The sequence below is a fragment of the Kitasatospora misakiensis genome (assembly GCF_042656005.1).
GTDB lineage: Bacteria > Actinomycetota > Actinomycetes > Streptomycetales > Streptomycetaceae > Kitasatospora > Kitasatospora misakiensis.
In genome coordinates, this window is the sequence record NZ_JBHSOF010000030.1 from 1 (window position 1) to 11,265 (window position 11,265).

The following is an 11,265-nucleotide window of genomic DNA, read 5'->3' on the forward strand; positions in this document are numbered from 1 at the left end:
GCTTTCACACCGGCCCTCCGGGCGCTTCGTTCTTTCGTGTTTCCAGCTTATCAGACGTTTTCCGCTCCGTTTTCCGGAGTTTCTTTCGTCGGATTTCCCGAACTGGTCGGTGTCACTTTCTTGCGACGCTTCCACATTAGCGCATTCCGAGAGTCAATCGAAATTCATGCTCGGAGAGAGACGCGCTGAGTGGGGTGGTCGCTTCAGCGACTCGTTCAACACTAGGCCACCTGGACGACATCGTCAAACATGCGGGGCGGGATCCGGCTGGATCCCGCCCCCCATGGGTCGAAGCCGCAGGTCAGCAGCGTCGGGTTTCGGTCACTTGGCCAGTTCGGCGGCGGCCAGGTTCCGCTTCCCGCGGCGCAGGACCAGCCAACGGCCGTGCAGCAGATCGGCCTCGACCGGCACCGCCTCCTCGTCCGTCACCTTGACGTTGTTGAGGTAGGCACCGCCCTCCTTGATCGTCCGGCGGGCGGCCGAACGGCTCGGGGCGAGACCGACGGCGACCAGCAGGTCGACGATCGGCTGGAGCTCGGTGACCCGGGCCTTGGGGACCTCGGCCAGCGCCGCCGCCAGGGTCGGCGCCTCCAAGTCGGCGAGGTCACCCTGGCCGAACAGCGCCTTGGAGGCGGCGACCGCGCGCTCGTACTGCTCGGCGCCGTGCACCAGGGTGGTCAGCTCCTCGGCGAGCGCGCGCTGGGCGAGGCGGGCGGCCGGGCGCTCGGTGGTCTCGCGCTCCAGCTCCTCGACCTCCTCCTTCGAGCGGAAGCTGAAGATCCGCAGGAAGTTGGGGACGTCCCGGTCGTCCGCGTTCAGCCAGAACTGGTAGAAGGCGTACGGGGTGGTCAGCTCGGGGTCGAGCCAGACCGTGCCGGTCTCCGTCTTGCCGAACTTGGTGCCGTCGGCCTTGACGATCAGCGGCGTCGCCAGCGCGTGCACCGACTTGCCGTCGGCCTTGCGGATCAGGTCCGTGCCGGCGGTGAGGTTGCCCCACTGGTCGCTGCCGCCGGTCTGCAGGGTGCAGCCGTACCGGCGATTCAGCTCCAGGTAGTCCATGCCCTGGAGGATCTGGTAGCTGAACTCGGTGTAGCTGATGCCCGCGTCGGAGTTGAGCCGCCGGGCGACGGCCTCCTTGGCGATCATGTTGTTGACCCGGAAGTACTTGCCCACGTCACGCAGCAGGCTGATCGCGGACATCCCGGAGGTCCAGTCCAGGTTGTTGACCATGCGCGCCGCGTACGGGCCCTCGAAGTCGAGGAAGCGCGAGATCTGCCCCCGCAGGCGCTCGACCCAGCCGGCCACCGTCTCGGGGTCGTTGAGCACCCGCTCGGCGGTGGGCTTCGGGTCGCCGATCAGGCCGGTGGCCCCGCCGACCAGGCCGAGCGGGAGGTTCCCCGCCTGCTGGATGCGGCGCATGGTGAGGATCTGGACCAGGTTGCCGAGGTGCAGGCTGGGGGCCGTCGGATCGAAGCCGCAATAGAACGTGACCGGGCCGTCCGCGAACGCCTTGCGCAGTGCGTCCTCGTCGGTGGACAGGGCGATCAGCCCTCGCCACCGCAGCTCGTCGACGATGTCCGTCACGGTCACGCTTCTCCTTCGATCGGGCGCCCCGCCCGGTGCGGGCCCGGTTCGGCCGGGCCCGGGTGCGGGACGACTCCAGCTTTGTAGAGCGTACGCGGTCGCGGCCAACGAGTTTTCTCCGCACCGGCACGAACGCGCCGGGCCCGCCGGCCCCCGACGCGGCCCGGACATGCTCATGCCCCTCGACGACACCGGAAATTCCGTTGTTCGACGGCCCCGGGCCCCTTCACAGTGGTCCCACCGCCGCGCGGCGGCAGTGACGTGTGTCTGGACGGTCGTGCCGCCGTGGCACGCCCGCGGAAGGGTGGCCGAGGTGCGCAGCACGCTGGTTCTGAACGCAAGCTACGAACCGCTGACGACGGTGTCGCTCCAGCGCGCCGTGGTCCTGGTGCTCCAGGACAAGGCCGTGGTCGAGCAGGCGCACCCGCTGCGCACCGTGCGCGGGACGGGGGTGACCGTACCGGTGCCGCGGGTGATCAGACTCCAGCGGTACGTCCGGGTGCCGTTCCGACAACAGGCTCCGTGGTCACGCCGCGGGGTGCTCGTCCGGGACCAGCACCTGTGCGCCTACTGCGGGCGGCGGGCCACCACGGTGGACCACCTGCAGCCCAAGTCGCGCGGCGGCGGCGACACCTGGATGAACACGGTGGCCGCCTGTGCCGAGGACAACCAGTACAAGGCCGACCGGACGCCGGAGCAGGCCGGGATGACGCTGCTCCGCAAGCCGTTCGTGCCGACGCCGCAGGCCACCCTGATGATGGCGCTGGGCCTGCGCGGCGCGGACGTCCGGGAGCTGGCCGACTGGCTGCCGGCCCAGGTGGTCGCCGCGGCCGCGCCCTCCGCCGCCTGAGGCGGAAACCGCCGGGGAGGGGGAGCCGGGCCGGGAACCGACCGGGGAGGTCGGTGCCCGGCCCGGGCTCACTCCTTGGCCCGGTAGCCGGTCGCCGTGCCGAAGTTGGTCGAGTGCTCGGGGACGGCGACAACCCGGCCGCCGCCGAGCAGGACGCGGCCGGAGACCAGCAGGGAGCCGGTGCCGGGCGGGAAGTTGCCCCCGACCGTCTCGTGCCCGTTGGCCAGGGCGAAGCGGCTGAGGTGGGCCGGTTGGTCGAGACGCTCGTCGACGGCGAGCACCAGCGCGCCGCCGTCCACCCCGACGGCCTGGGCCGTGCCCTTCGCGCGCGCGGTGGTCCGCCAGCGCTGCTTGCCGCTGTCCAGGTCGTAGCCGACCACCGCGACGGAGCCGCCGGAGCCGTTCGCCGGGGAGACCGTGGTGATCATCGTGCGGTCCTGGAAGAAGACCCCGGGGGTGGCCGAGAACGTCCCGCGCGCGACGTCGAGCCGGCCCCCGGCCTCGGTGACCGGGATCTCGGTGGCGGGGTCGCCGGTCCGACCCCAGGCGAGGACCCGGTCGTCCTCGGGCTTCTCGCCGGTGGTGAGGAGGACCGCCGGCTCGGCGGAGAGGACCGTCGCCGTCCTCGGCCGGGTGCTCAGGCCGCGCGACCAGGAGACCTTGCCGTCGACGGTGTTCAGCGCGACGACCTGGTCCACGGGGCTGGAGTCGGCGCAGGAGCTGGCGACCAGGACGGTGCTGCCGGCCACGCCCCCGGAGAGGGTGCAGAACTTCCCCTGCCCGGTGTACTGCCAGACGTCGTTGCCGCCGGCGGCTTCCCAGGCGACGGCGTGGCTGTCGCCGACCGCGATCACCTTGTCGTCGGTGACGCCGACGCTGGCCCCGTAGGCGCCCTTGGCGTCGGAGAGCGACTTGGTCCAGGCCGTCCGGCCGGTCCCGGTGTCGACGGCGGCCACCAGTGAGCACGGGCTCTTCGGGTCGGCCCGGGGCCGGAACAGCACGGCGCCGAGGCCGGTCAGGTTGACGGTCGGGGAGACGGCGCAGGGCACCGCGCCGGCGGCGGGCGGCTCCATCGACCAGGTGGGCCGGCCGTCCGCCAGGTCGTAGGCGCGGACGCCGGTGGCGTCGGCGCGGACCACCGCGCCGGCGAGCAGCCAGCTGCCGACCAGGGTGTCGTCCCCGCCGGGCTGGACGGCTGCGGCCTGGGCGGCCCAGGTCCGGGTGTGCGCGACGGTGAAGCCGGGTTCGCCGCCGGCGGCGCTGTCGGCGGAGCCGCCGCCCTCCAGGCCGACCATGAGGCCGGCCGCGACCAGGACGCCGAGGGCGGCGACGCCGGCCCAGGTGCGCACCAGCAGGGCGCGCCGGCCGGGGGTGTGCTCGGCGGCGACCACCGCGCCCGCGACGGCCCGGGCCTTCGCCGCGAGGCCGGGCCGGGCGGCGCAGGCCGCCCGCCGCGACGTGGTGGCCGCGGGCGTCGCGGGCTCCGCTTCGGGAGCGGGCTCCGGTTCCGGCTCGGGGCCCGGCTCCGGCTCCGGCTCCGGCTCCAGGTGCACATAGCCGTCGGCGGAGTACTCGGCCCCGGCGGGCGCGTACAGCTCCTGCCCCGTCGGCTGTTGCGGGACGACGACGTAGGGCGCGTACAGCTGGTGCTGCTCCTCGACGGAGCCGTAGGCGTACGGCTGCTGCGGTCCCTGGTCGTACGAGGGCTGGGGGGCGTAGGAGGTGTAGGAGTCGTACGGGGCGTACGGCGTCTGCGGGTGTCCGCCCTCGCCGTGGACGGCGGCGCCGTACCCCTGCTGTCCGTACTCGCCCGGCCAGGCCTGCTGCGCCGCGTATCCGCCGTGATCGGCGTACCCCGTGTGGTCGGCGTACCCGGTGTGGTCGGTGTGCTCGGAGGGTGCCGCGGGCCACTCCTGGGGCGTCTGCTGCGGGTACCACTGGTGCGGGTGGCCGTCGCCGAGGGAGTCCTGAGCCATCCGTTCCGTCCCTCCCGACCGCCTGCAATGCGGCAGTCAGCATCTCACGCCCCCGGAGCGGCGGAGCGGGGCGGTTCCGGAGCGGCCCGGCAGGCCCGGCGGGCCCCGGTCGCACCGGGCCGTCGGCCTACCGGGCGGACCCGGCGGCCAGGGTGGTGTCGATCCGGGCGGCCAGCTCAAGGTCGAGGGCGGTGAGGCCGCCGGCGCTGTGGGTGGAGAGCACGAAACGCAGGGTGCGCCAGCGGATGTCGATGTCGGGGTGGTGGTCCATCGCCTCGCCGGCCTCGGCGACGGCGACCACCATCCGGATCCCGGCCAGGAAGTCGGGGGCCTCGGCGGTCCGGGCGATGCTGTCGCCCTCGCGCGTCCAGTGCGGCAGGCCGGCCAGCCCGGCGGTGATCTCGTCCTCGGTCAGCCGTTCGCGGCTCATCAGCCTCTCCCGTCGCCAGTCGGTCGTCAGCCCGTCCGTCGGGGACGGGCGACCAGCTCGCCGCCGCGGTTCGGGCAGTCGCCGGCCATCTCCTCGGTGCACGGCCCGCAGAACGTGCACTCGTAGGAACATATAGAGGCCGGGCCGTCCGGGGTCAGCGACACCTCGCAGCGCTCGCAGATCGGGCGCATTTCCAGGGCCATGCGGGGTGCCTTCCGGCTCAGGTGGCGAGCAGCTTGACGACGGCCGCCAGGCCGACGACGACGATGACGGCGCGCAGCGCCTGCGGCGGGAGGCGGCGGCCGACCTTGGCGCCGATCAGCCCGCCGGCCAGCGAGCCGACCGCGATCAGGCCGGCGGCGGTCCAGTCGACCGTCGAGGTGAAGAGGAAGAACAGCGCGGCGACGCTGTTGACGATCATCGCGAGGGCGTTCTTCACCCCGTTGATCCGCTGCAGGTCCTCCTGGAGCATCATGCCCATCAGGGCCAGCAGCAGGACGCCCTGCGCCGCGCCGAAGTAGCCGCCGTAGACGCCGGTGGCGAAGATGCCGACGAGCAGCAGCGGGCCGCCGTGCGGGTCTCCGTCGGGGCGGCGGCGGGCGGCGACGGCCTTGGCGACCCGGGGTTGCACGACCACCAGGACGAGGGCGACCAGGATCAGCACCGGGACGATCGCGTCGAAGGCGGCGCTGGGCAGTTCGATCAGCAGGTAGGCGCCGAGGACGCCGCCGAGCAGGGAGGCGGTGCCGAAGCGGGCCAGCCGGGCGCCCTGGCCGGCCAGCTCGCGGCGGTAGCCGAGCACGCCGCTGGCCGATCCGGGCACCAGGCCGAAGGAGTTGGAGACGTTGGCGGTCACCGGCGGCAGTCCGACGGCGAGCAGTACGGGGAAGGTGATGAGGGTGCCGGAGCCGACGATCACATTGATCATCCCCGCGCCGACGCCCGCCACCAGGACGGCGATCATCTCCCAGGCCGTCATGAGCCACCTCCCGTTGGGGTCCTGTCGCGGTGATCATGCCGGACGGACGGGTGCCGGTTCCAGCCGCGCCCAGGATTCGGGACGTTGGCCACACCTCGGGCGAACTCGCGCGAGGGCCCGCCCCCGTGCGGTACGGGGGCGGGCCCTCGGCGGAGCAGTGGTCTTCCGGTCGGCCGGTCTACTGCTCGGGGTCGTTCTTGCGGTACTCCCGGAGCGGGTCGATCCGGGGCCGCGCGGCCCCCTTGGTGTCGGTGTCCAGCGGACGCGGCCCGGCGGCCGGGTCGATCGGGACCTGGGTGGCGGGCGGGGCGGCCGGGGCGGCACTCGGGGCGGCCATCGCGCTGCCGTTGGCACCGCCGGTCAGACCGGTGAAGGCACCGCCGAGGCCCTTGAGGGCGTCGCCGACCTCGCTCGGGATGATCCAGAGCTTGTTGGAGTCGCCCTTGGCCAGCTCGGGCAGGGTCTGCAGGTACTGGTAGGCGAGCAGCTTCTGGTCGGCGTCGCCCTCGTGGATCGCCTCGAAGACGGTCCGGATGGCGGCCGCCTCACCGTCGGCGCGCAGCACGGCGGCCTGCGCCTCACCCTCGGCCTTGAGGACCTCGGCCTGCTTCTCGCCCTCGGCGCGCAGGATCTGGGACTGCCGGTTGCCCTCGGCGGTGAGGATCGCGGCGCGCTTGTCCCGCTCGGCGCGCATCTGCTTCTCCATCGAGTCCTGGATGGAGGTCGGCGGCTCGATGGCCTTCAGCTCGACGCGGTTGACCCGGATGCCCCACTTGCCGGTGGCCTCGTCGAGCACGCCGCGCAGGCCGGCGTTGATGACCTCGCGCGAGGTGAGGGTGGATTCGAGGTCCATCGAGCCGATGATGTTGCGCAGCGTGGTGACGGTGAGCTGCTCGATCGCCTGGATGTAGCTGGCGACCTCGTAGGTGGCCGCCCGCGCGTCGGTGACCTGGTAGTAGATCACCGTGTCGATGTTGACCACCAGGTTGTCCTGGGTGATCACCGGCTGCGGCGGGAACGGCACGACCTGCTCGCGCAGGTCGATCCGGTTGCGGACCCGGTCGATGAACGGGACGACGATGTTCAGGCCGGCGTTGAGCGTCCGGGTGTAGCGGCCGAAGCGCTCCACGATCGCGGCGCTGGCCTGCGGGATGACCTGAATCGTCTTGATCAGCGCGATGAAGGCCACCACGACCAGGACGACCAGGACGATAAGGACGGGTTCCACGGACTCTCCCCTAGACGACCAGGGCGGTCGCGCCCTGGATTTCGACGACGTCGACCTGCTCCCCCGGCTGGTACACCTGCTCGGGGTGGAGCGCGCGGGCCGACCAGATCTCACCGTTGAGCTTGATCCGCCCGCCCTCCCCGTCGACCTTCTCCGCGACGACCGCGGTGGCGCCCTTGAGCGCCTCGATGCCCATCTTGATCTGCGGGCCCTTCCGCAGCGCCCGGTAGGCGATGGGGCGGACGACGACCAACTGCGCGACCGAGACCGCGACGAAGGTCAGCACCTGCCACACCACGTCGGCGCCCAGGCCCGCGACGCCGGCCGCGAAGAGCGCGCCGACGGCGAACATGGCGAGTTCCGGCATCGTGGTGATCACCAACGGTATGCCGAGGCCGACGGCGACCAGGAGCCACCAGATCCAGCTGTCCACGTGTCCATCCTAGGGAGGGAAGGGCCTACGAGGCGGTCAGTTCCCGCAGGTGGAGGGGCGGAAACCGGTCGCACGTGCGACCGGTTCCGGTTCGGCCTGGTTCCGTGGAGTTCAGTGGGACCGGCGGGGCCATCGGAATCCGGCGGAATCCGGCTCGGCCCGGGCCGGTTCAGCCGAGCGGCAGGCCCTGGGCGGACCAGCGGTCGCCGTGGCGCTCCAGGGTGAGCGGGAGGCCGAAGCACCGGGAGAGGTTGCGCGCCGTCAGCTCGGTGTCGATCGGCCCGGCGGTGAGCACCTTGCCCCGACGGATCATCAGGACGTGGGTGAAGCCGGGGGCGATCTCCTCGACGTGGTGGGTGACCATCGCCATGGCCGGCGCGAACTCGTCCTGGGCCAGGGCGCCGAGCCGGCGGACGAGGTCCTCCCGGCCGCCGAGGTCGAGGCCGGCGGCGGGCTCGTCGAGCAGCAGCAGCTCGGGGTCGGTCATCAGGGCGCGGGCGATCAGGGTGCGCTTGCGCTCGCCCTCCGAGAGGGTGCCGAACCGGCGGTCGGTCATGCCGGCCATGCCGAGGCGGTCGAGCAGCGCGAGCGCGCGGGACTCGTCGGACTGCTCGTACTTCTCCTGCCAGGTGACGGTCATGCCGTACGCGGCGGTGAGCACCGTCTGCAGCACGGTCTGCTCGGCGGGCAGCTTGTCGAACATGGCGGCGCCGGCCAGACCGATCCGCGAGCGCAGCTCGAAGACGTCGACCTCGCCGAGCTTCTCGCCGAGGACGCTGACCTTGCCGGCGGTCGGGAAGAGGTACGAGGAGGCGATCTGCAGCAGGGTGGTCTTGCCGGCGCCGTTCGGGCCGAGGATGACCCAGCGCTCGCCCTCGGAGATGGACCACGAGACCTGGTCGATCAGCGCGCGCCCCTCCCGGACCACGGAAACGTCCACCAGCTCCAGCACGTCGCTCATGCCTATGCCTTCCCCAAAAACAGATATACGGCCGTCGGTGCGGGCGGGCGGCCCCCTCCGGCGGCCGGTGGGCACGGAGCGGGTCGCCGCACGCGCATGGGCCAACCTACGCCACGCGGGTGTCCGCCGATTCCGTAGGCTGGCCGGATGCTCGCCACACCTGCCGACAATCCGTACGAAGAGCCCCGTTCGGGGCGGCTGGCCGCCTGGGGCAACGCTCTGCTGGCCGGCCTGGTGCCGCCCGACAACGCCGCAGCGGCGGTGCTGGGGGCCGACGAGAGCCACCGGGTGACCGGCCTTCCCGGGGACGGCCCGGACGAGCGGCACGGGCTCACCTGGGCGCTGGGACGGCTGCGGGTGCTCGGGGTGCGGGGGCTGCGGCTGGCCATGCCCTCGGCCGGGCACCCGCTGGGCCTGACCGGGCCGGCGCCGTTCAACGAGCGCGCGATGGCGGCCGGCGAGGCCGTACTGGCGGTCGGGGTGCCGCTGGGGCTGGTGCCCGAGGTGGAGGTGTTCGGCCCGGTCGGGGACCGGTCGGCGACCGTGCTGTGGCGCTGCTCCGCGGTGAACGACGCGCCGCCGGCCGACGTGCCGTCCCTGCACGAGGCCGAGTTCGAGCTCGCGGACGGGCTGCGCCGGGCCACCGAGCTGCTGACCCGGCTGGACGTGGCCGGGGCCGGACCGGAGGCACTGCGGGCCCTGGAGGCGTACCGGCGGCGCGGGCACGACGAACTGCTCGCGCCGGGGTACCCCCCGCGCGCGGTACGGGTGCTGGAGTCCGCCCGGCAGGTGGCGACGCTGCTGACGATCGCCTCCGGCGGCCACGGCGCGGCCGTGAGCGCCTCGGAGATCGCGGCCCGGCGGGCGGCGCTGGAGCCGCTCTGGCGCACGGCCCGCCGAGCGCAGGTGGCCGCGTACAACGCGCTGGTGGACGAGCGGGAGCCGTAGCGGCCTAGCGGGTCTCGCCGTGCCGGACGGCCCAGAGCGCGGCCTGGGTGCGGTCGGCGAGGTCCAGCTTCATCAGGATGTTGGAGACGTGCGTCTTCACCGTCTTCTCCGACAGGTGCAGGCTGCGGGCGATCTCCCGGTTGGAGCGCCCGTCGGAGATGTGCCCGAGCACCTCGCGCTCGCGCTCGGTGAGGGTGCCGCCGCGGCCCTGCGGCGGGCGCGGACCGTCGTCGGCGAGCAGCGCCTCGGCGAGCTCCGGCTGGAGCAGCACATGGCCGGCGTGGACCGAGCGGATCGCGCCGGCCAGCGCCTCCGGGTCGACGTCCTTGTAGACGTACCCGGCGGCGCCGGCCCGCAGGGCGGGCACCATGGTGCGGTGCTCGGTGAAGCTGGTGACGATCAGGATCCGGGCCCGGCTGCCGTCCTCCTTGAGCGTGCGCAGCGCCTCGATGCCGTCGACGCCGGGCATCTTGAGGTCCATCAGGACGACGTCGGGGTCGAGCGCGCGGGCCTGGGCGACGCCCTCGGCGCCGTCGGCGGCCTCGCCGACCACCTCGATGTCGTCCTGCACCTCCAGGAAGGTGCGCAGGCCGCGGCGGACCACCTGGTGGTCGTCGACCAGCAGGACGCGGATCGCGGACAGGGTGTCAGGCACCGGGGACCTCCATCTCGACGACCGTGCCCGCTCCGGGGGACGAGTCCAGGGTGAGCCGGCCGCCGACGGCGGCGGCGCGGTCGCGCATCGAGGCCAGGCCGAGGTGGCGGCCGGCCCGTCGGACGGACTCGGGGTCGAAGCCCCGGCCGTTGTCGCTGACCCGCAGCACGGCGCCGCGGGCGGGCGTGCCCGCCAGGGTGACGGTGACCCGGCCGGCGCCGGAGTGGCGCAGCGCGTTGTGCAGGGCCTCCTGGGCGACCCTCAGCAGGGCGGCCTCCTGGGCCGGCGGCAGGGCGCGGACGCGGTCGGCGGCGAAGGCGATGTCGGCGCTGTGGGCGCGGTCGAGGACCTGCACCTGGGAGGCGAGGGTGGCGCTCAGGCCGTCCTCCTCCAGCGCGGCGGGGCGGAGTTCGACGACGACGGCGCGCAGTTCGTCGGCGGCCTCGGCGGCGAGCCGGGCGACCTCGGCGAGTTCGGCGCGGGCGCGGGCCGGGTCGCGGTCGACGAGTTTGGCGGCGGCCTTGGCGGTGAGGCGCAGCGAGAAGAGCTTCTGCGCGACGGCGTCGTGCAGGTCGTGGGCGATCCGGGCGCGCTCGCCGGCCAGGGTGAGTTCGCGGCTGCGTTCGTAGAGGCGCGCGTTGGACAGGGCCAGGGCCGCGTGTGCGGCGAGTATCCGCAGGAGTTCCTCGTCGTGGTCGGTGAAGCCGCCGCCGCCGCGCTTGTTGGCGAGGTAGATGACGCCGAGCACCTCGGGCTCGTCCTCGGCGTGGTCGGTGTCGACGATGGGCATGCCGAGGAAGGCGCTGAGTTCGGGGTGGGCGTCGGGCCAGCCGCCGAAGGCGGGGGCGCGGCGGACGTCGTCGAGCCGGATCGGGCCGGTCTCGTGGAGCATCGCGGCGAGCACGCCGTGCTGGCGGGGCAGCGGGCCGATGGCCTTCCACTGCTCGTCGGTGACGCCGTCGACGACGAACTGGGCGAAGCCGCCGTGGTCGTCGGGGACGCCGAGGGCGGCGTACTCGGCGCCGAGCAGGCGGCGGGCGGAGGCGGTGATCCGGCGCAGGACCTCGCGGACCTCCAGGTGGCGGCTCATCCCGAGCAGGGCCTGGCTGACGGCCTCGATGCCGGCGAGGCAGGGTTCGCAGGCGGGCAGGGTGCCGTCCGGCGGCGGGCCGACCGGGATCCGGTCGGCGGGCAGCAGTCCGGCGTGCCGGTGGTCGCTTG

Annotated in this window: 13 protein-coding genes; 3 read left to right on the forward strand and 10 right to left on the reverse strand. The window is 73.3% G+C overall.

Going from position 1 to position 11,265, the window contains the following annotated elements; all coding sequences use genetic code 11:
* Nucleotides 1-189 (forward strand): hypothetical protein (locus ACFP3U_RS21860; RefSeq protein ID WP_380227282.1); only part of this gene is annotated, 189 nt, incomplete at its 5' end.
* Between the two features lie 132 nt (nucleotides 190-321).
* Here the strand turns inward: ACFP3U_RS21860 and tyrS are convergent.
* Nucleotides 322-1,584 (reverse strand): tyrosine--tRNA ligase, encoded by a 1,263-nt coding sequence (gene tyrS / locus ACFP3U_RS21865; RefSeq protein ID WP_380227378.1) that lies wholly within the window; start codon nucleotides 1,582-1,584, stop codon nucleotides 322-324.
* A gap of 313 nt (nucleotides 1,585-1,897) precedes the next feature.
* Between tyrS and ACFP3U_RS21870 the strand changes: the two genes are divergently transcribed.
* Complete coding sequence (locus ACFP3U_RS21870) at nucleotides 1,898-2,434, forward strand: HNH endonuclease (protein WP_380227283.1); 537 nt, start codon at nucleotides 1,898-1,900, stop codon at nucleotides 2,432-2,434.
* A 68-nt stretch (nucleotides 2,435-2,502) separates the two neighbouring features.
* Here ACFP3U_RS21870 and ACFP3U_RS21875 read toward each other — a convergent pair whose 3' ends face one another.
* The 7 genes from ACFP3U_RS21875 to ACFP3U_RS21905 all read right to left on the reverse strand — a co-directional run bounded on the left by ACFP3U_RS21875 (nucleotide 2,503) and on the right by ACFP3U_RS21905 (nucleotide 8,441).
* Nucleotides 2,503-4,410 carry an outer membrane protein assembly factor BamB family protein gene (locus ACFP3U_RS21875; RefSeq protein WP_380227286.1) on the reverse strand — a complete coding sequence of 636 codons (1,908 nt, stop codon included), beginning with the start codon at nucleotides 4,408-4,410 and terminating at the stop codon, nucleotides 2,503-2,505.
* A 127-nt stretch (nucleotides 4,411-4,537) separates the two neighbouring features.
* Nucleotides 4,538-4,840, reverse strand: coding sequence for a 4a-hydroxytetrahydrobiopterin dehydratase (locus ACFP3U_RS21880; RefSeq protein ID WP_380227287.1), 303 nt, complete (start codon nucleotides 4,838-4,840; stop codon nucleotides 4,538-4,540).
* 26 nt (nucleotides 4,841-4,866) lie between these two features.
* On the reverse strand, nucleotides 4,867-5,043 hold the full coding sequence (locus ACFP3U_RS21885; RefSeq protein ID WP_380227288.1) for a DUF1272 domain-containing protein: 177 nt from the start codon (nucleotides 5,041-5,043) through the stop codon (nucleotides 4,867-4,869).
* 17 nt (nucleotides 5,044-5,060) lie between these two features.
* Nucleotides 5,061-5,819: a sulfite exporter TauE/SafE family protein gene (locus ACFP3U_RS21890; RefSeq protein ID WP_380227289.1), complete on the reverse strand. Its 759-nt coding sequence runs from the start codon at nucleotides 5,817-5,819 to the stop codon at nucleotides 5,061-5,063.
* Nucleotides 5,820-5,997: 178 nt separating this feature from the next.
* A complete protein-coding gene (locus ACFP3U_RS21895) occupies nucleotides 5,998-7,047 on the reverse strand; it encodes an SPFH domain-containing protein (protein ID WP_380227290.1) in 1,050 nt (349 codons plus the stop codon).
* Nucleotides 7,048-7,057: 10 nt separating this feature from the next.
* Complete coding sequence (locus tag ACFP3U_RS21900; RefSeq protein WP_030305695.1) at nucleotides 7,058-7,480, reverse strand: NfeD family protein; 423 nt, start codon at nucleotides 7,478-7,480, stop codon at nucleotides 7,058-7,060.
* Between the two features lie 169 nt (nucleotides 7,481-7,649).
* A complete protein-coding gene (locus tag ACFP3U_RS21905) occupies nucleotides 7,650-8,441 on the reverse strand; it encodes an ABC transporter ATP-binding protein (protein WP_380227291.1) in 792 nt (263 codons plus the stop codon).
* 147 nt (nucleotides 8,442-8,588) lie between these two features.
* On the opposite strand from ACFP3U_RS21905, the gene ACFP3U_RS21910 reads away from it, so the two are divergent.
* On the forward strand, nucleotides 8,589-9,389 hold the full coding sequence (locus tag ACFP3U_RS21910) for a hypothetical protein (RefSeq protein ID WP_380227292.1): 801 nt from the start codon (nucleotides 8,589-8,591) through the stop codon (nucleotides 9,387-9,389).
* Between the two features lie 4 nt (nucleotides 9,390-9,393).
* Here the strand turns inward: ACFP3U_RS21910 and ACFP3U_RS21915 are convergent, their stop codons facing one another.
* On the reverse strand, nucleotides 9,394-10,044 hold the full coding sequence (locus tag ACFP3U_RS21915; RefSeq protein ID WP_030305703.1) for a response regulator: 651 nt from the start codon (nucleotides 10,042-10,044) through the stop codon (nucleotides 9,394-9,396).
* Nucleotides 10,037-11,134, reverse strand: a complete 1,098-nt coding sequence (locus tag ACFP3U_RS21920; protein ID WP_380227379.1) for a GAF domain-containing sensor histidine kinase — start codon at nucleotides 11,132-11,134, stop codon at nucleotides 10,037-10,039. The genes ACFP3U_RS21915 and ACFP3U_RS21920 overlap by 8 nt, the downstream gene beginning before the upstream one ends.
* Nucleotides 11,135-11,265 lie beyond the last annotated feature (131 nt).